At 67.3% G+C, this 19,110-nt stretch carries 17 protein-coding genes and 1 tRNA gene; 15 read left to right on the forward strand and 3 right to left on the reverse strand.

The genetic code is table 11. From position 1 onward, the window contains the following. Window positions 1-17: 17 nt before the first annotated feature. From NKJ26_RS24110 to NKJ26_RS24130, 5 genes are read left to right on the forward strand one after another with little or no spacing between them, the layout of a single operon-like run. Window positions 18-3,650 (forward strand): cobaltochelatase subunit CobN, encoded by a 3,633-nt coding sequence (locus tag NKJ26_RS24110; protein WP_352697588.1) that lies wholly within the window; start codon window positions 18-20, stop codon window positions 3,648-3,650. Further along, window positions 3,647-5,113 (forward strand): precorrin-3B synthase, encoded by a 1,467-nt coding sequence (gene cobG, locus NKJ26_RS24115; protein WP_502903185.1) that lies wholly within the window; start codon window positions 3,647-3,649, stop codon window positions 5,111-5,113. Before NKJ26_RS24110 ends, cobG begins: the two co-directional genes overlap by 4 nt. Before the next feature lie 2 nt (window positions 5,114-5,115). Further along, on the forward strand, window positions 5,116-5,748 hold the full coding sequence (locus tag NKJ26_RS24120; protein ID WP_352697590.1) for a precorrin-8X methylmutase: 633 nt from the start codon (window positions 5,116-5,118) through the stop codon (window positions 5,746-5,748). After that, entirely contained in the window at window positions 5,745-6,515 is a 771-nt protein-coding gene (locus NKJ26_RS24125) for a precorrin-2 C(20)-methyltransferase (RefSeq protein WP_352697592.1), read from the forward strand. The genes NKJ26_RS24120 and NKJ26_RS24125 overlap by 4 nt, the downstream gene beginning before the upstream one ends. Then, window positions 6,512-7,276: a precorrin-3B C(17)-methyltransferase gene (locus NKJ26_RS24130; protein ID WP_352697594.1), complete on the forward strand. Its 765-nt coding sequence runs from the start codon at window positions 6,512-6,514 to the stop codon at window positions 7,274-7,276. The genes NKJ26_RS24125 and NKJ26_RS24130 overlap by 4 nt, the downstream gene beginning before the upstream one ends. On the opposite strand, the gene NKJ26_RS24135 is transcribed toward NKJ26_RS24130, so the two are convergent. Next, entirely contained in the window at window positions 7,240-8,001 is a 762-nt protein-coding gene (locus NKJ26_RS24135; RefSeq protein ID WP_352697596.1) for a cobalt-precorrin-6A reductase, read from the reverse strand. The genes NKJ26_RS24130 and NKJ26_RS24135 overlap by 37 nt on opposite strands. A 1-nt stretch (window position 8,002) precedes the next feature. Here NKJ26_RS24135 and cbiE point away from each other — a divergent pair, with 1 nt between their 5' ends. The 7 genes from cbiE to cobT are packed head-to-tail and all read left to right on the forward strand — an operon-like array spanning window position 8,003 to window position 14,335. Further along, window positions 8,003-9,238: a precorrin-6y C5,15-methyltransferase (decarboxylating) subunit CbiE gene (gene cbiE / locus NKJ26_RS24140; protein ID WP_352697598.1), complete on the forward strand. Its 1,236-nt coding sequence runs from the start codon at window positions 8,003-8,005 to the stop codon at window positions 9,236-9,238. Beyond that, window positions 9,235-9,621, forward strand: a complete 387-nt coding sequence (locus NKJ26_RS24145; protein ID WP_352697600.1) for a cobalamin biosynthesis protein — start codon at window positions 9,235-9,237, stop codon at window positions 9,619-9,621. The genes cbiE and NKJ26_RS24145 overlap by 4 nt, the downstream gene beginning before the upstream one ends. Beyond that, window positions 9,618-10,382 (forward strand): precorrin-4 C(11)-methyltransferase, encoded by a 765-nt coding sequence (gene cobM, locus NKJ26_RS24150; protein WP_352697602.1) that lies wholly within the window; start codon window positions 9,618-9,620, stop codon window positions 10,380-10,382. Before NKJ26_RS24145 ends, cobM begins: the two co-directional genes overlap by 4 nt. Next, window positions 10,379-11,197: a uroporphyrinogen-III C-methyltransferase gene (cobA, locus tag NKJ26_RS24155; protein WP_352697604.1), complete on the forward strand. Its 819-nt coding sequence runs from the start codon at window positions 10,379-10,381 to the stop codon at window positions 11,195-11,197. The genes cobM and cobA overlap by 4 nt, the downstream gene beginning before the upstream one ends. Beyond that, a complete protein-coding gene (locus tag NKJ26_RS24160; protein WP_352697606.1) occupies window positions 11,194-12,513 on the forward strand; it encodes a cobyrinic acid a,c-diamide synthase CobB in 1,320 nt (439 codons plus the stop codon). The genes cobA and NKJ26_RS24160 overlap by 4 nt, the downstream gene beginning before the upstream one ends. Further along, window positions 12,510-13,286 carry an adenosylcobinamide-GDP ribazoletransferase gene (locus tag NKJ26_RS24165; RefSeq protein WP_352697608.1) on the forward strand — a complete coding sequence of 259 codons (777 nt, stop codon included), beginning with the start codon at window positions 12,510-12,512 and terminating at the stop codon, window positions 13,284-13,286. The genes NKJ26_RS24160 and NKJ26_RS24165 overlap by 4 nt, the downstream gene beginning before the upstream one ends. A 38-nt stretch (window positions 13,287-13,324) precedes the next feature. Then, on the forward strand, window positions 13,325-14,335 hold the full coding sequence (cobT, locus tag NKJ26_RS24170) for a nicotinate-nucleotide--dimethylbenzimidazole phosphoribosyltransferase (protein WP_352697610.1): 1,011 nt from the start codon (window positions 13,325-13,327) through the stop codon (window positions 14,333-14,335). 261 nt (window positions 14,336-14,596) lie between these two features. Here cobT and NKJ26_RS24175 read toward each other — a convergent pair. Beyond that, window positions 14,597-14,672 (reverse strand) — tRNA-Lys (locus NKJ26_RS24175). Window positions 14,673-14,778: 106 nt separating this feature from the next. Next, on the reverse strand, window positions 14,779-15,684 hold the full coding sequence (locus NKJ26_RS24180; protein ID WP_352597869.1) for a PhzF family phenazine biosynthesis protein: 906 nt from the start codon (window positions 15,682-15,684) through the stop codon (window positions 14,779-14,781). 101 nt (window positions 15,685-15,785) lie between these two features. Here NKJ26_RS24180 and NKJ26_RS24185 point away from each other — a divergent pair, with 101 nt between their 5' ends. Genes NKJ26_RS24185 through NKJ26_RS24195 form a run of 3 tightly spaced genes read left to right on the forward strand, consistent with a single transcriptional unit; the run spans window position 15,786 to window position 19,004 of the window. After that, window positions 15,786-17,078: an efflux RND transporter periplasmic adaptor subunit gene (locus NKJ26_RS24185; protein WP_352697612.1), complete on the forward strand. Its 1,293-nt coding sequence runs from the start codon at window positions 15,786-15,788 to the stop codon at window positions 17,076-17,078. A 4-nt stretch (window positions 17,079-17,082) separates the two neighbouring features. Further along, window positions 17,083-17,790, forward strand: coding sequence for an ABC transporter ATP-binding protein (locus NKJ26_RS24190; RefSeq protein ID WP_352597868.1), 708 nt, complete (start codon window positions 17,083-17,085; stop codon window positions 17,788-17,790). Beyond that, on the forward strand, window positions 17,787-19,004 hold the full coding sequence (locus NKJ26_RS24195) for an ABC transporter permease (protein ID WP_352697614.1): 1,218 nt from the start codon (window positions 17,787-17,789) through the stop codon (window positions 19,002-19,004). Before NKJ26_RS24190 ends, NKJ26_RS24195 begins: the two co-directional genes overlap by 4 nt. Window positions 19,005-19,110: the final 106 nt, after the last annotated feature.

Raw genomic sequence — 19,110 nt, forward strand, 5'->3', positions numbered from 1 at the left:
GCAAAGCACGGGCCGCGATGCATATCCTCACCACGACCTCCGCCTCGCTCGACGATCTCGCCGAGCCGGTCGATCTGCGGCAGACGCCGGCGGACATAGTGGCCTTGTCCTTCACCGACAGCGATCTCGCCGGACTGGCGGCGGCGTGGAAGGCCGACGCGGATCGCCTGCCTTCGATGCGGCTGGCGGCACTGCGTGACCTGCGCCATCCAATGTCCGTCGACCTCTGGGTCGACAGCGTCGCCCGCCACGCCAAGATCATCCTGGTGCGCATCCTCGGCGGCTACGACTGGTGGCGCTACGGCTGCGACCAGCTCGCCTCGATCGCCCGCGAACGCGGCATAAAACTGGCGCTGCTACCCGGCGAGAGCCACGACGAGGATTTGCGCCTGATCGAAGCCTCGACGCTGCCGCGCGAAGAACTCGACGGCCTGCTGGCCTATTTCCGTGAGGGCGGCCCGGCCAACATGAGCGCGCTGGTGCGGAGATTGGCGCGGTTGGCGGGGCAGGATGGCGAGCTTGCCGAGCCGGTGAGCGTGCCCAAGGCGGGTTACTATGAGCCGAACCACGGCGTCGTCCCCCTCGAGGGGAGGGTCCGGCCGCAGGCCGGGGGTGGGGTCCTCTCCACTGCGCGCCAACGCTCTGAGGCGCGGCGGCATCAAGAAGCGCCACGTCCGGTCGCACCGACCCCACCCGGCCCTGCGGGCCACCCTCCCCTCGAGGGGGAGGGAAAGGTCATCCCCATCCTGTTCTACCGGTCGATGCTGCTGGCCGCCGATGTCGCACCGATCGATTCGCTTTTTGATGCGCTGCGCCAGCGCGGCATGGTTCCCGTGCCGATCTTCGTCTCCAGCCTCAAAGACCCAGCGTCACTCGCCTTTGTCGAGGCCGCGATTGCCCAGTTGAAACCCGCCGCCATCATCACCGCGACCGCCTTTGCATCCGGCGCCGAGCCGGGCGTCGAAACCCTGTTCGACCGCGCCGGCGTGCCCGTCTTCCAGGTCATCGTCGCCACCACGCGCCGCGACGTCTGGGAAAATAACCAGCGCGGCCTGGCGCCCGCCGACCTCGCCATGCACGTCGTGCTGCCCGAACTGGACGGGCGCATCCTCGCCGGCGCCATTTCCTTCAAGGGCGAGAGCGAGACCGACCCGGCGCTTGGCCACCGCGCCTTCGCCAACCGGCCGGAACCGGATCGCGTCGCGCAAGTGGCGGAGCGCGTCGCGGCGTTCATCAGGTTGCAAGAAACGCCCCGCGCCGAGCGCAAGCTGGCTATCCTGATCCCGGATTATCCCAGCGCGCCGGGTCGCACCGGCTATGCCGTCGGGCTGGATGTGCCGTCGAGTGTGCTCGCCATGCTGCATGATCTCAAGGGACAGGGCTATGCCGTTGGGGGGATCCCGGAGACGCCGCGTGGGTTGCTGGATTTGCTGGAAACAGCAAGCCACGAGTTGGCTTTGCAGGATTACATAGCCTTCTCGACAGAGTTGCCGAGAGCCGCAATCGCTGCTGTGGAGGCTGCTTGGGGAAAAGCGGAAGACGAGACAGGTTTGCGCGAGGCGCCCCCCTCTGTCCTGCCGGACATCTCCCCCTCCAGGGGGGAGATTTCTCCAATCTCCAAGGTTGCGGGGAGTGAGCCAACAGCGACACAGCCAATCTCCCCCCTGGAGGGGGAGATGTCCGGCAGGACAGAGGGGGGCGCCTCGCGCAAACTATCAAGCGAAAAGCACTTCCCCTTCCGCGCCGCCACCTTCGGCAACATCACGGTCGCCCTCGCTCCCGATCGCGGCCGCTCGGCCGATCGCCGCGCCGACTACCATGACCCGACGCTGCCGCCGCGCCATGCGTTGATCGCATTCGGCCTGTGGCTGCGCAGATCGCTGGGCGTCCATGCGCTTGTCCATGTCGGCGCGCACGGCACGCTGGAATGGCTGCCGGGCAAGACGGTCGCGCTCTCGCAAAGCTGTTTTCCCGAGATCGTCACCGGTCCGCTGCCCGTCATCTATCCCTTCATCGTCTCCAATCCTGGCGAGGCGGCGCAAGCCAAGCGGCGCATCGCCGCCGTCACGCTTGGCCATTTGCCGCCGCCGCTGACCGGCGCCGGGCTGGACGAGGACCAGCACAAGCTTGAGCGGCTGGTGGACGAATATGCCCAGGCCGACGGGCTCGACCGCCGCCGCCGCGACCGCCTGGCCAGGCTGATCGTCGAAACCGCGCAAAAGACCGGACTTGCTTCCGAAGCCGGCGTCGCCAGGACCGACGCGCCTGACGAAGCGCTGCGCCGCATCGACGCCTGGCTCTGCGACCTCAAGGATTTCGCCATCAAGGACGGCTTGCACATCTATGGCCGCGCCCCGGAGGACGAGCCCGACGCCATGCGCCGGCAAAGCGCGGAGGCGGAAAAGACGGCGCTGCTCGCGGCGCTCGACGGCCGCCATGTCAAGGCCGGGCCGGCCGGCGCGCCGGCGCGTGGCCGCTCCGATGTGCTTCCCACTGGCCGCAATCTGTTCACGTCGGACCCGCGAACCATGCCGACGCCGACCGCCTACGATCTGGGCCGAGCGGCGGCGGAAGAAGTGGTGCGCGGCTATATGCAGTCGCATGGCGACTGGCCGCGCTCGCTGGTTATCGATCTCTGGGGCTCGGCTTCGCTGCGCACCGGCGGCGAGGAGATCGCGCAAGGCCTGGCGCTGATGGGCTGCCGGCCGCAATGGGATGCCGCGACGGGCCGCATCACCGGCATCGAGGTGCTGCCGCCGGCCGCGCTCGGCCGCCCGCGCGTCGACGTCACCTGGCGCATATCGGGCCTGTTCCGCGATATGTTCCCGACCCAGATCGCGCTGATCGACGCCGCCGCCAACGCGGTCGCGACCCGCGACGAGGAGGACTCGGAAAACCCGCTGGCGGCCAAGGCACGGGCCGACGGCAAGGTCAGCCCGCGCATCTTCGGCACCTCGCCCGGCACCTACGGGGCCGGCATCGAAGACCTCTTGTCGGGCGGCGACTGGACGGCGCGCGAGGAAATCGGCCGCGCCTATCTCGATGCCACCTCGCATGCCTATGGCGGCGCGGCGGGCGAAGGCGTCTCGGCGCCCGGCGCCTTCGAGGGTCGCATCGCCGAGGCCGACCTGCTCGTCCATACCGGCGACGACCCCGGCCGCGACATCCTGGAAGGCTCCGCCGACGTCGCCTTCATCGGCGGTTTTTCGGCAGCCCTTGCGGCACTCGGCAGGAACGCCGACGTCATCGTGCTCGACACCACGGACCCGCGGAAACCGAAGCCGCGCTCGGTTGGCGAAGCTGTGGCCCGCGTCGTGCGTGCGCGCGCCGTCAACGCCCGCTTCATAGCGGGCCAGATGCGGCACGGTCCGCGCGGCGCCTCCGAATTCGCCGAAACCGTCGACCGGCTTGTCGGTTTCGCCGAAACCACGCACGCCATTTCCGGCGCGCTGATCGAGGCCGTGCATGATGCCTATGTCGGCAATCCCTTGGTTCGCGCCTTCCTCCTTCGTGAAAACCCGGCAGCGGCGAAAGTCATCGCCGAACGGTTCCAGTCGGCGCGGCGGCGTGGCCTCTGGCATCCCTTGCGCAATTCGATCGACGACGATCTCTCAGCGTTGATTGCCGAGGCGGAGGGAGTGGCGGCATGAACGCCTTCTCGCGCCGCGGCGCCTGCCCAGCCCTGTCCGCTCCCATGCAGACCGGCGACGGCCTGCTGGTGCGGCTCAATCCCGTCGCTGGAGGATTGTCGCCGAAGCTTTTGATCGGTTTGGCCGAATCCGCCCTGCGGCACGGCAACGGCATCATGGAAGTGACCGCGCGCGGCAGCCTGCAGATACGCGGCCTGACGGCGGAAAGCGCGGCACTGCTGGCGACGGAGATCGATGCGCTGGGCATTTCGGTGCGCACCGGCGTGCCGGTCGAGACCGGGCCACTGGCCGGCATCGACCCGCAGGAGATCGCCGATCCCCGGCCGCTGGCGGAGCGGATCAGGGCGGCGGTTGAAGAGGCTGGGCTGACGCAACGGCTCGGGCCGAAGGTTTCGGTCGTGGTGGACGGCGGCGGACAACTGCCGATGGATGCGGTGACGGCCGATGTGCGGCTTGCCGCGGTGCGCGCCGGCAACGACATCGTTTGGAGCATATCGGTTGCCGGCGACAGCCGAAACGCGAAGGCGTTGGCAAAGATCGATGCGGATGCCGCAAGAGACATAGCCGTCGCTGCACTGAGAATGGTTGCCGAAAAAGGCCGCGAAGGCCATGCAAGGGATTTGTCGGATCGACAGTTGGCCTCTCTCGCAAGCTGGCATTCTGTCACGCCCCCCTCTGTCCTGCCGGACATCTCCCCCACAAGGGGGGAGATTGCTCATTCACGCCCGCTTTCGCCAATTTCCATGGCTGCCGAGAGAGAGCCGGCGCCAGAACTGCCAATCTCCCCCCTCGTGGGGGAGATGTCCGGCAGGACAGAGGGGGGCGCCGTAGAGCACAGTCGGCGGTCAATCGGCCTCTTCGACCTGAACAACGGCCACGCCCTCGGCATCGGCCTGCCTTTCGGCAGCATGCCGGCGCAAAAACTGATCGAACTTGCCACGCAAGCCTTTAACCTCGACGCAACCGAAATCCGCCTCGCGTCAGGCCGCGCTCTGCTTTTCCTCGGCCAGCCGGCTGCCGCCAACCCCTCGCTCCAACACACCGCAGCAGCCCTCGGCTTCGTCACCACTCCCACCGACCCGCGCACGCGCATCGCCGCTTGCCCCGGCGCGCCCGCCTGCGCTTCCGGCCGGATCGCAACGCGCGACATCGCCGAGGCGATGGCCGCTGAAAACGCCGACCTTCTCGACTTCACGCTGCACATTTCCGGCTGCGCCAAGGGTTGCGCCCACCCCGGCCCGGCGGCCCTCACCATAGTCGGCGGCGAAAACGGAGCCGGACTTGTCGTGAACGCGACGGCAAAGGCCCTTCCTGCCGGCTACAGGCCGGGCTATGACGCCGCGCGCGGCATCGGTCGCGTCGCGGCAGTGATCCGCAGCGCACGATATCAAGGCGAGACAGCCGCCGCTTGCCTGACAAGGCTTGGCACGGCCGGCATCGCCGAGGCTTACCGACAGGAATGAGCATGGCCGCCTACGACTATATCCACGACGGCACGGCGATCTACGAGCGCTCCTTCGCCATCATTCGCGCCGAGGCCGATCTGTCGCGCTTTTCGGAAGCCGAGGCCGATGTCGCCATCCGCATGATCCATGCCTGCGGCCAGGTCGAGGCCGCCAGGCATTTTGTGTTCTCCAGCGATTTCGTCGCCGCCGCGCGCGACGCTTTGGCGGCGGGCGCGCCGATCTTCTGCGATGCCGAAATGGTCTCGCATGGCGTCACCCGCGCCCGCCTGCCGGCCGGCAACGAGGTGATCTGCACGCTGCGCGACCCGCGCACGCACGAAATCGCCAAGGCGATCGGCAACACCCGCTCCGCGGCCGCGATCGATCTGTGGGGCGAGCGGATGGCCGGTTCGGTGGTTGCCATCGGCAATGCGCCGACCGCGCTATTTTATCTGCTGGAAAAGCTGCGCGACGGCGCGCCAAAGCCGGCGGCCATAATCGGCATGCCGGTCGGCTTCGTCGGCGCCGCCGAATCGAAGGACGCGCTGGCGGAGAATTCCTATGGCGTGCCCTACGCCATCGTGCGTGGCCGGCTTGGCGGCAGCGCCATGACCGCCGCAGCACTCAATTCCCTGGCGAGGCCCGGCCTGTGAACGCGCACCACGAAGCCAATCCAAGGGGCCGTCTCGTCGGCGTCGGCACCGGTCCCGGCGACCCCGAACTTTTGACGCTCAAAGCCGTCCGTGCGCTGGCCGAGGCCGATGTCGTGGCGTATTTCGCCAAGCGCGGCAACAACAGCAACGCGCGCGCCATCGTCGAGGCGCAGTTCCGCCCGGGCATGGTGGAACTGCCGCTGCTTTATCCCGTGACCACGGAAATCGACAAGGATCACGACGACTACCGCGCGCAGATCACCGGTTTCTACGAGGAATCCGCCGAAGCAGTCGCCGAGCACCTCCAGGCAGGCAAAATGGTTGCGGTGCTGTCCGAGGGCGATCCGCTTTTCTACGGCTCCTACATGCATCTGCATGTACGCCTGGCGCATCGTTTCCCGACCGAGGTCATTCCGGGCGTCACCGCCATGTCCGGTTGCTGGTCGGCGACCGGCCTGCCGATCGTCCAGGGCGACGATGTGCTGACGGTTCTGCCGGGCACGATGAGCGAGTTCGAGCTGACGCGCCGGCTGGCCGACACCGATGCCGCCGTGATCATGAAGGTCGGCCGCAACCTGCCCAAGATCAGGCGGGCGCTGGAAGCCACCGGCAAGCTGACGCGCGCTGTCTATGTCGAGCGCGGCACCATGACCGGCAGCATCTCGATGAAGCTTGCCGACAAGCAGGACGACAAGGCGCCCTATTTCGCCATCGTGCTCGTCGCCGGCTGGTCCGGCCGGCCCGGCGTCTCGGGAGCGCAGGCATGAGCGGCCGCGTCACCGTCATCGGGCTTGGGCCGGGAAATGCCGATCAGGTGACGCCCGAGGCCAGCCGCGCCGTGGCGGAAGCGAAATTCTTCTATGGCTACAAGCCCTATCTCGACCGGCTGGAATTGCGCCCGGACCAGACCCGCGTCGCCTCAGACAATCGCGAGGAACTCGCCCGCTCCAAGGACGCACTGGCAAAGGCCGCCGAGGGCCATGATGTCGCGGTGGTTTCCGGCGGCGATCCCGGCGTCTTCGCCATGGCGGCTGCCGTCTGCGAAGCGATCGAGGCCGGCCCGGCCGAATGGCGCGCGGTCGATGTCGCCGTCGTGCCCGGCATCACCGCCATGCTGGCTGTCGCCGCCCGCATCGGGGCGCCGCTCGGCCATGATTTCTGCGCCATCTCGCTGTCCGACAATCTGAAGCCGTGGGAATTGATCGAGCTGCGCCTGCTGGCAGCGGCGGGCGCGGGCTTCGTCATCGCGCTCTACAACCCGATCAGCAAGGCACGGCCGTGGCAGCTTGGCCGCGCCTTCGAGTGCCTTGCCGCCATCCTGCCCGGCACCACCCCGGTCATCTTCGGCCGCGCCGCCGGCCGCCCGGACGAACGCATCGAGGTCCACCTGCTGGCCGACGCCGAGGCCGAGAAGGCCGACATGGCCACCTGCATCATCATCGGCTCGCCGGAAACCAGGATCATCAAGCGCGGTGAGAAGCCAGCGCTGGTCTACACACCGCGTTCGGCAGCGGGCTCGACAAAATGATCGACCATCACGGCCAGCGCTTCGACGGTTTCAGCCGAAGGCACATCCGGCAAGGCCGGCCGCCGGACCATGACCACCTCGATGCCGAGCGCACGCGCCGCGGCGATCTTGCCGTAGGTCGCCTCGCCGCCGCTGTTCTTCGACACGACGGCGTCGATGCGATGCTTTTCGAGCAGCGCACGTTCTTCCACTTCCCGAAACGGTCCTCGGGCCAGCAGATAGCTCGCGTCCGGTACCGCCAGCTTCGGCTCGACGGGATCGACGCTGCGAATAAGATAGTGGTGCTGGGGCGCCGCTTCGAAGGCGGCGACCTCTTGCCGGCCGAGCGCCAGCAAGACGCGGCGCGGCGCCGCCCCAAGCGCCTGCGCGGCATCGCTTGCTGTATCGACCTGCGTCCAGCGGTCGCCTTCGACTGGCACCCAGCCGGGCCGCCGCAGAGCAAAAATCGGCACGCCGGCCACGCGAGCGGCTTGCGCCGCATTGGCGGAAATCTGCGCCGCATAGGGGTGCGTGGCGTCGATCAGCAGGTCGACATGCTCATCCCGCAGATAAGCCGCGAGCCCATCGGCGCCGCCAAACCCGCCGCGCCGCACCGGCACGCCTTGCGCGATCGGGCTTTCGGTGCGCCCGGCCAGCGACAGCGTGACCGAGGCGAGTGCCGCCAGTTTGCCCGCCAGTTGCCGGGCTTCGGTGGTTCCGCCGAGGATCAGAATGCGGTGGGTCATCATGCCTGCTAAGGGTCCGCGCGGCGCCAACCAAAAATGGCTCACCATCATCGGCATCGGCGAGGACGGTTTAGCGGGTCTCGGCGACGAGGCCAAGCAGCGGATCGCCCAGGCGGAGATCCTCTTCGGCGGCAAGCGGCACATGGCGCTGGTCGCCTCCTTCGCCAAGGGCGAGTCCCGCCCCTGGCCGGTCCCTTTCGATGCCGGGATGGATGACGTGCTCGCGCTTGCCGGCAGGCGTGTCTGCGTGCTCGCCTCCGGCGATCCTTTTTTCCATGGCGTCGGCGCAACCCTTGCCCGCAAGGTCAAGCCGCGGGAAATGCACGTCATTCCCGCGCCGTCGGCCATATCGCTGGCCGCCGCGCGCCTCGGCTGGGCGCTGCAGGACGTCGAAACCGTGTCGCTGCATGGCCGGCCGCTCGACCTGATCCGGCCGCTGCTGCAGCCGAACGCTCGCATCCTGGCGCTGACCTCGGATGCCGAAGCACCGGCGGCGATCGCCCGCCTGCTCGTCGAACTCGATTTCGGCGCCTCGCGGCTGACGGTTCTGGAGGCGCTGGGCGGGCCGGAGGAGAACCTGCGCTCGGTTCGCGCCGATGCCTTCGATCTCAAAAACATCAATCCGCTCAATGTGCTGGCCATCGAAGTTGATTCTGGCCCGGATGCCCGCATCCTGCCGCTCACGGTTGGCCTTGCCGATCATCTGTTCGACCATGACGGCCAGATCACCAAGCGCGAGATCCGCGCCGTCACGCTGTCGGCGCTGGCGCCGAGGCGCGGCGAATTGCTGTGGGATATCGGCGCCGGCTCCGGTTCCATCGGCATCGAATGGATGCTGGCCCATCCTTCGATGCGCGCCATTGCCATCGAAGCCGACCCGATCCGCGCCGCCCGCATCGGCCGCAACGCCGCCGCTTGCGGCGTTCCGGGCCTTGTCGTGGTGGAGGGCAGCGCGCCCAAGGCGCTCACGAAGCTGGATACGCCGGATGCGATCTTCATCGGCGGCGGCGGCAGCGACACAGGCGTGTTGAACGCCGCCGTCAAGGCACTGCGCTCCGGCGGCCGCCTGATTGCGAATGCGGTGACGCTGGAGATGGAAGCCCTGCTTCTCGCGCGCCATGTCTCGCTTGGCGGCGATCTTATCAAAATAAATATATCCCGGGCGTCGCCGGTCGGCTCGATGCAGGCATGGCGGCCGGCCATGCCGGTCACGCAATGGAGCTGGGTGAAGCCATGATGGTCGCGGGCATAGGCAGCCGAAAGGGCGTGAGCGTCGAGGACGTGCTGGCGGCGATAGAAACCGCGCTCGAAGCGCATGGACTGGCGATGACGGCTCTTTCCGCACTGGCCACCGCAACACTCAAGAAGGACGAGGAAGCGATCTCTGCCGCCGGCAGGGCGCTGCGCCTTCCCCTCATCATCGCCGATGACACAGCACTTCAGGCCGCCTTGCCGGACATGCTCAGCCATTCCGGTCTCTCGCAGGATCTGGCCGGCACGCCATCGGTCTCCGAAGCAGCCGCCCTTGCCGTTGCCGGCAAAGGCGCAAGGCTGCTCGGTCCCCGCACGGTGCTCGGCCCGGTCACCTGCGCCATCGCCATCGGCGGAGACGCGCCATGACCGTGCACTTTATCGGTGCCGGTCCGGGTGCCGCCGATCTCATCACGCTGCGCGGCGCCAGGCTCCTGGCAAGCTGCCCGGTCTGCCTGCATGCCGGCTCGATCGTCGCGCCCGAACTGTTGCAGCATTGCGCGCCGGGGACGAAGCTGATCGACACCGCGCCGATGTCGCTCGACGAGATCGAGGCCGCGTATCTCGATGCCCACGACGCCGGCCATGACGTCGCCCGCCTGCATTCCGGCGATTTGTCGGTGTGGAGCGCGGTCGCCGAGCAGATCCGCCGGCTGGAGAAGCACGGCATCCCCTATACGCTGACGCCGGGCGTCCCCTCTTTCGCCGCGGCGGCCGCAGCGCTTCGCCGCGAACTGACCATCCCCGAAGTCGCGCAAAGCCTGGTGCTGACCCGAATCTCCGGCCGCGCCTCAAAAATGCCGCCCGGCGAAACGCTGGCCGGGTTCGGCCGCACCGGCGCCACGCTCGCCATCCACCTGGCAATCCATGCCATCGACCGCGTCGTCGCCGAGCTCAGGCCGCACTATGGCGGCGACTGCCCGGTGGCGATCGTCTTCCGCGCCTCCTGGCCGGACGAGCGCGTGCTGGCTGGAACGCTGGAAACGATCGAGGCGCTGCTCGCCGCCGATCCGATGGAACGCACGGCGATCATCTTCGTCGGCCGCTCCCTGGTGGCGGAAGGCTTTGGCGAGAGTTCATTGTACGACGCCCACTACCAGCGGCGTTTTCGCGGACGGGACGGCTTGTGAGCGCCAGCACCAAAAATACTGGCAAGAACGCCACGCTCGAACAAGCCTTGTCCCGGCTGAACTTCAAGCCGCGCCGGCTCGATCCAGGCCATGTCTGGCTGGCCGGCGCCGGTCCGGGCGATCCGGGCTGCCTGACGCTGGAAGTGCTGGCGGCCTTGGCCGAGGCGGATGCGCTGGTCTACGACGCGCTGGTCTCGCCCGATGTCGTGGCGGTGGCGTCGGCGGCCGAGCTGTTCTACGCCGGCAAGCGCGGCGGAAAACCGTCGATGAAGCAGGACGACATCACCGCTCTGCTGGTGCGGCTGGCGCGCGAAGGCCGCCGCGTCGTCAGGCTGAAGGGCGGCGATCCCTATATTTTCGGCCGTGGCGGCGAAGAGGCCCTGGCGCTGGCACGCGAAAATATCCCGTTCCGCGTGCTCCCCGGCCTGACATCGGGCCTCAGCGCGCTGGCCGCAACCGGCATCCCGGCCACCATGCGCGGCATCAACAAGGCGGTGATTCTGGCTACCGGCCACGCCGCCGGCACCGATGACGACGTCGACTGGGCGGCGATCGCCCGCACCGGCCAGCCTGTCGTCGTCTATATGGGCATGGCGAATCTACCCCTGATCGCCGCGGCATTGCTCGACGGCGGGCTCGCCCCATCGACGCCGGCGGCGGTGATCGTCGCCGCGACGACGCCGCAGGAGCGAACCGTCGTCGCCACGCTGGCCACCATCGCCGAAGAGGCGGCAGCAGCCGGATTGACCGCGCCGGCGCTGATCGTCGTCGGCGGCATCGTCGCCATGCGCGCGGCACTGGCAGGCGGGGCATGACCGCCCGCGCGATCATCATCGGCGCGCCGCGCTCCGGCTCGGGCAAGACCAGCGTCACCATCGGCATTTTGCGCGCACTCACCCGGCGCGGCCTGAAAGTGCGCGGTGCCAAATCCGGCCCCGATTACATCGATCCCGGCTTCCACACCGCCGCCACCGGTCTGTCCGGCGTCAATCTCGACAGCTGGGCGATGCCGCCGTCGCTGCTCAATGCGCTGGCGGCGCAAGCGGCCGACGACGCCGATTTCGTCATCCTCGAAAGCGCCATGGGCCTGTTCGACGGCATTCCGGCCTCGCCGGGGCGCAGCGGTTCGGCCGCCGATCTCGCCCGGCTCTACGGCCTGCCGGTGTTGCTGGTGCTGGACGTTTCCGGCCAGTCGACCACGGCGGCTGCCGTCGCCAAGGGTTTTGCCACCTACGATCCGGAAGTGCGCATGGCCGGCGTCGTGCTCAACCGGCTGGGCAGCGAGCGCCACCGCCGGCTGTCCGGCGACGCCATCGAGGCGATCGGCCTGCCGGTCGTCGGCGCCATCCTGCGCGATCCCGCGCTCAACCTGCCCGAGCGGCACCTCGGCCTCGTCCAGGCCGGCGAATATGATGACCTCATGGCGCATCTCGACCGGCTCGCCGACATGGCCGAAAAGTCCCTCGACCTCGATGCGGTGATGGCGCTGGCGACACCCCTCGCCCCGGCGCCCGGCGGTTTCGACGATGCGCTGCGGCCGCCGGGCCAACGCATCGCGCTGGCCGAGGATGCAGCCTTCACCTTCCTCTATCCGCATGTCGCCGCCTACTGGCGCAGGGCCGGCGCCGAGATCGTCCCGTTCTCGCCGCTCGCCGACGAGGCACCGGCGCAGGATTGCGATGTCTGCTGGCTGCCAGGCGGTTATCCCGAGCTCCACGCCGGCCGCCTCGCAGCGGCGGAGAATTTCAAAGCCGGCATGGCAAAATTCGCTGCGACGAAGCCCATCCATGGCGAGTGCGGTGGCTTCATGGTGCTGGGCGAAGCGCTGGAGGACGCGTCTGGCGAAACGCACGGGATGCTCGGCCTGCTCGGCCATTCCACCAGCTTCGCCAGGCGCAAGATGAACCTCGGCTATCGCGAAGCGCGGCTGCGCGCCGACTGCCCGCTGGGCCCCGGCGGCTCGCTGATCCGAGGCCACGAATTCCACTATGCCCAGATGCTTGCTGCCGGCAATGACGAGCCCTTGGCCGACCTCGCCGATGGCCAGGGCAATCCGATCGGTGCCTCAGGCTATCGGCGCGGCCATGTCAGCGGCACTTTCTTCCACGCCATTGCTAGGGCTAGCGCATGAAGCTCCCGAAAATCACCCTCTCTCCCAGGCAGTTCCCCAGCGACATCGCACTTTGTCTGGTCTTCTTCACCAGGCTGCCGCTGCCCGTTTTCGACTTTCGCGGCCGCAGCCTCGCCGCCGCGATCTGGGCCGCGCCGGTCGCCGGCCTTGTCGTCGGCCTGATCGGCGCGATCGTCTTTGCCACGGCGGAACGGTTCGGCCTTGCCATGGGTCCGGCGGCGGCGCTTGCCCTGGCCGCAACCCTGCTCATCACCGGCTGCCTGCATGAGGACGGACTGTCCGATGTCGCCGACGGCTTTGGCGGCGGCAGTTCGCGCGGCCGCAAACTCGAGATCATGCGCGACAGCCGCATCGGTGCCTATGGCGCGGCGGCGCTCGCCCTGTCGCTGCTGTTCCGCTGGAACGTGCTTTCGGAATTCGTCGATCCCACACAGGCCCTCTTCGCCCTGGTGGCCGCGCACGCCGCCTCGCGTGGCGTGCTGGGCGCCTTCATGCATCTCTTGCCGTCGGCGCGGTCCGAGGGCCTGTCGGCCGACGCCGGTGCAGTCTCGCTCGAAACCGCCTTGGCGGGCGCCGTGCTCGGCGCGATACCGCTCGTCTTGCTCGGGCTCGGCGGCGCTATTTTCGCGTTCATCCTGCTCGGCCTGCTGTTTGCGGCGTTCCGGGCCCTTTGCCTCAACCAGATCGCCGGCCAGACCGGCGATACTATCGGCGCCTTGCAGCAAGTGAGCGAAATCGCCGTGCTGCTCGTCGCTTCCGTAGCTCTTTTCTGATTCCCTTTGGTTGATTCTCTTTTGGAGCCTTTGCCCCCATGTCCTTCAAATCACTCGATGAACTACGCGCCGCTTGCGCGAGCCTTCCGGCCGGCAGCGACGCCGCCGCAAATGCGGTCGCCCGCCGCCAGGACACGCTGACCAAGCCGCAAGGCAGCCTTGGCCGGCTGGAAACCACGGCCGCATGGCTGGCGCGCTGGCAGGGCCGCGACATGCCGAAACTCGACCGGGTGAAAGTCCTCGTCTTCGCCGGCAATCATGGCGTCACCGCGCAAGGCGTGTCTGCCTATCCCTCGGAAGTCACCGTGCAGATGGTGGCGAATTTCGCCGGCGGCGGCGCCGCCATCAACCAGCTCGCCCGCATCGCCGGCGCCGAACTCGACGTCATCCCGCTCGATCTCGATCACCCCACCGGCGATTTCACGCAAGGCCCGGCGATGGACGACAAAGCGTTCCTCGCCGCCGTGTCGGCCGGCCATGACGCGGTAACCAAGGACCTCGACCTCGTCTGCTTCGGCGAAATGGGCATCGGCAACACCACGCCGGCGGCCGCCATTTCGGCCGCCCTGTTCGGCGGTGGCGCGGAAAAATGGACCGGGCGCGGCACCGGCGTCGACGACGCCGGCCTGAAGCGCAAGGTGGTCGCGATCGAAGCCGGCCTGAAGCGTCATGCCGATACTCTTTCCGACCCGTTGAAAGTCGCCGCTTACCTTGGCGGGCGAGAACTCGCCGCCATCTTCGGCGCAACCCTCGCCGCCCGCCATCTCTGCGTACCCGTGCTGCTCGACGGCTTCGTCTGCACCGCCGCCGCCGCCCCGCTGGCCAAGCTGCACCCGACCGGCCTCGCCCACACCGTAGCAGCGCATGTTTCGGCCGAATCGGGCCATCGCGGCCTCCTCGAAGCGCTCGGCCTGCCGCCGCTGCTCGATCTCGGCATGCGGCTAGGCGAAGGCTCCGGCGCCTGCCTCGCCGTCAACATCGTCCGCTCGGCGCTGGAATGCCATGCCAGGATGGCGAGCTTTGCCGAGGCTGGCGTTTCGGAGAAGTAGCTTCACCCTCCGGTTCGGCAGATTTCTAAGCCGCATTTTCGCCGCAGCTAAATCGCCGTTGGAGCAATTCCAGGGAAAGTGTGAAACGGTTTTCCGTTCGGAATTGCGTAAAAACAAAGAGGTAGAGCGGTTCGGCGTTTCGATGAACCGCTCTACCGTCAAATATCGTTGCTGGTTGAAGAATCGCATTCAGGCACTTGGCCCGAGACGCGTCAAACGCGTCCCGCTTTTAGGGTCTTTCCACCAACTCTTCTAGGAATTTGGTGGGTGCGCACAGGATTGAACTGTGGACCCGCTGATTAAGAGTCAGCTGCTCTACCAACTGAGCTACGCACCCACTCGGCCGGCAAAAACCGGCGTTGGCGGGCATATAGCCGCCGATGCCGGTCCTGTCCAGCCCTGCCGGAATCATTTCCCGACAAATCGACCAAGCCTGGATACAATCAGACGAACAGCCTGCCTTCCGCAACCTTGATCGCGTTGCCGCCGATGCGCGCCGAGGCCAGTTTTCCGCCTTGCACGGTCAGTTCGAGGCGGATGCGCGACGGCCGGCCCATCTCCAGGCCCTGCTCGATCCACAGCCGCGAAATGCCGTCCGTCGGCCCGTCGAAATGCATGATGGCGCCGGCGAAGGCGGCGGCCGCCGAGCCGGTCGCGGGATCCTCATAGGAAGGCGTGCCGGGCACGATCATGCGGACATGGAACGCGCTTTCATGGTTCACCGTCTCGCGGCAATAGACATAGGGACTGGCGAAGGCCCAGTCGCTCTTGCGCGGCGCCAGTTCCGACCACGCCTGGTTGTCCAGCCGGATCCGGCCCGCCGCCTCGAGATTGGCGACCGGGATGGTCACGTAGGGCACGCCCGCCGACCAGAAGGAAACGCGGTGATTCTCGAAGCCGATCTCGTGCGGCGCCAGGCCAAGCGCGGCACCGATCGCTTCCGGGTCGGCATCGAGCTTCAACGGCTCCGGCAATTTCGCCAGGTCGAACTCGGCGAAGATGGCACCGTCATGCCTGCTGACGGCGCAGCGCACCGGACCGATGTTTTCTTCCAGCACGAAGATGCCGGCGTCCTCATCCGCGAGTTCCGCCAGCGCGATCGCCGAACCCACCGTCGGGTGGCCGGCGAACGGCATTTCATAGTCGGGCGTGAAGATGCGGATGCGATTCCGGTGCTTTGGGTTGTCCGGCGGCAACACAAAGACAGATTCGGACAGGTTGAACTCGCGCGCGATGGCTTGCATCGCGGCCGTGTCCAATCCCTTGCTGTCCAACACGACAGCCAGCGGGTTGCCGGCCAGTCGCTCGGTCGTAAACACATCGTAAAGCAAGTAATTCCGGGTTTGCATTCCTGCCTCAATCCCAACATGAGCGAAATTTAATTTGATATTTGAACCATCAGGCCTGATCTGTGCACCGATAGGGACATCTCGCATCATAGGGGTCCAGCGTGGACCAGATTGTCAATCTGCCAAAGACGGAATCGGATTCCGCCATCGAAACGGCGCTCGGGCTTGACCAAAAAGGTCTGCGCAAGACGCGCCGTCGTGGCTGGCTCTATGCGCTGCTGACCCTGATCGTGCTTGCCGCCGGGCTTGGCCTCTATCAGTGGTATGCCGGCACGCCGGCCAGCGTCGATTACACCACCGTGCCGGCCGCCAAGGCCGACCTGACCATCCAGGTATCGGCGACCGGCACGCTGCAGCCGCTCACCCAGGTCGATATTTCCAGCCAGCTCTCCGGCATCATACACTCGGTCTCGGTCGAAGAGAACCAGCAGGTGAAGAAGGGCGACGTGCTGGCGGCACTCGACACCGCCAAGCTCGAAGTCCAGATCGAGCGGGCGCAGGCGTCCGCCAAGGCGGCGGCCGCCAAGGTCGAGGACGCCACCGTCACGCTCGCCGAGAACGAAAGCACGCTTGTGCGCGCGGCGGCCCTGACCAAGCGCGGCATGGCGACCGATCAATCGCTCGAGGCGGCGACCGCGACGCGCGACCGCTCCAGGGCGGCGCTCGACAGCGCCCAGGCCAATCTCGCCATCGCCAATGCCGATCTGAAGTCGCAGCAGACCGACCTCGCCAACAGCACCATATATGCGCCGATCGACGGCATCGTGCTGACGCGCTCGGTCGATCCCGGCCAGACGGTCGCCTCCTCGCTCCAGGCGCCGGTGCTGTTCATCATCGCCGCCGATTTGAGGAACATGGAACTGGTGGCGGCGGTCGACGAGGCCGATATCGGCGCGGTCAAGACCGGCCAGCATGCCCGCTTCACCGTCGACGCCTTCCCGGAGCGGCCGTTCGATGCCGAGATCCGCGACATCTCCTATGCCTCGGTCACGACAGACGGCGTCGTCACCTACAATGCGCGGCTCGAGGTCGACAACAATGAGCTTTTGCTGCGGCCCGGCATGACTGCGACGGTTTCGGTCGTCACGAGGCAGGCCAAGGATGTGCTCACCGTGCCCGCCGGCGCCTTCCGCTATCGTCCGGCGCAGCAGGCGGCACGTGGCTGGAGCCTGAGCGACCTGTTCACCGGCCGCATGGGCCGGCCTGGCGGCAATCGCCAGCGCCAGGCAGCGACGCCGCCCACGGACGGCTCGCGCACGCTCTACGTGCTGGAGAATGGGCGGCCGCATCCGGTCAACGTCAAGATCGGCTCGACCGACGGCGAACTGACCGAGATCATTTCCGGCCTGGATGAAGGCGCGCAGGTCATCACCGCGTCGCAGCAGCGGAGTTGAGGCCGTGGCCGCGGGCGCGCCCCTCATCACCTTCGACAAGGTCTGGAAAAGCTACGGCCAGGGCGAAGCCAAGGTGCACGCGCTGGCCGGCGTCGACCTTGCAATAAAGCGTGGCGAATTCGTCGCCATCATGGGCCCGTCCGGGTCCGGCAAGTCGACGGCGATGAACATCATCGGCTGCCTCGACACGCCGACGGCCGGAACCTATTCCTTCATGGGCGTCGACGCCGGCCGGCTCGACCGCAACCGCCGCGCCATGCTGCGCAACCTCTATGTCGGCTTCGTCTTCCAGGGCTACAATCTGCTCGCCCGCACCACGGCGGCGGAAAATGTCGAACTGCCGCTGATCTATCGCGGCGTGGCTAGCCGCGAGCGCCGCGAGCTTGCCATGCAGGCACTGGCTGAAGTCGGCCTTGTCGGCCGCGAACACCACACGCCGGCCGAGCTTTCCGGCGGCCAGCAGCAGCGCGTGGCGATCGCGCGCGCCATCGTCACCCGGCCGACGCTGCTCGTCGCCGACGAACCGACCGGCAATCTCGACACCGCCCGCACGCATGAGATCATGGACCTGCTGACGCGGCTGAACAGGGAACTTGGCTTGACCATCGCCATGGTTACGCACGAGGCCGACGTCGCCGAATATGCCGAACGCACCATCCGCTTCCTCGACGGCCACGTCGCCTCGGACACCATGAGTCTGGAACCGGCATGATCTGGGAAACCGTCCGCCTCTCGCTCCGCTCGATTCGCCGCAACGTGCTGCGCTCGTTCCTGACATTGCTCGGCATCGTCATCGGCGTTGCCGCCGTCATTGCCATGCTCACCATCGGCTCCGGCACCACGCAAAAGGTCAAGGCCGACATCTCCAAGCTCGGCAGCAATCTGCTGGTCGTCCGTTCCGGCCGCCCCGCCGGTCCTGGCGGTCCCGGAGGGCTCGACCAGGTGGTGCGCCCGCTGGCCGAAAAGGACCTTGCGGCGCTGGTCGCGCATCTGGCTGGCGCGCGCGCCATTTCGCCGGCCTCGCAAAAGCAGGTTCGCGTCATCTTCGGCACCGAGAGCCTGACCTCTGGCGTTACCGGCACCGACAGCGCCTATCTCGATGCACGCGACTGGAAGCTGGTGTCCGGCCGCCCGTTCAGCGATTCCGAAACCCGCTCGGGCACCGGCGTGTGCCTGATCGGCGAGACGGTGCGCCAGCAGTTCTTCGGCGCCGGCGATCCCGAAGGCGAGATCATCCGCGTCAACCGCACCTCCTGCAAGATCATCGGCTTGCTCGAGCCCAAGGGCTATACCGGCTTCGGCCAGGACCAGGACAATGTCGTGTTGATGCCGCTACATGCCTATCAGCGCCGCATCGCCGGCAACCGCGACATCGACAACATCTACATCGCCGCCGACGACAGCACGCCGACCAGCGAGTTGCAGCCGCGCGTCGAGGACATCTTGCGCGATGCGCGCCGTATCACACCCGACCGCGAGAGCGATTTCGCCATCCGCGACATGACCCAGATCGCCGACGCCATGGCCAGCGCCACCACCACCATGACCGGCATGCTCGGCGCGGTCGCCGGCGTCAGCCTGCTGGTCGGCGGCATCGGCATCATGAACATCATGCTGGTCTCGGTCACCGAGCGCACCCGCGAGATCGGCATCAGGCTCGCCATCGGCGCGCATGAGAAGCACATCCTCATCCAGTTCCTCGTCGAGGCGACGGTGCTGTCGCTGCTCGGCGGCATCATCGGCATCCTGATCGGCCTGGCGCTGGCCGGCCTCGCCGCGGTGACGCTGACCATCCCCTTCGCGCCAAGCCCGGCGGTCATCCTGCTCGCCGTCGGCTTTTCCGCGCTGATCGGCATGGTGTTCGGCTTCTTCCCGGCCCTGCGCGGCGCCAGGCTGGATCCGATCGACGCGCTAAGGCACGAATAGACAACTCCACGGCAGTCAACGGCTATCCACAACCTCAGGATGTTTGCCGCGGCCCTGAATGTTGTCGCCGTTCGATCCATCATGCTACGCCAAAGGCATTTCTGGT

It is taken from the genome of Mesorhizobium sp. M0152 (assembly GCF_040322415.1).
In the GTDB taxonomy this organism is placed as follows: domain Bacteria; phylum Pseudomonadota; class Alphaproteobacteria; order Rhizobiales; family Rhizobiaceae; genus Mesorhizobium.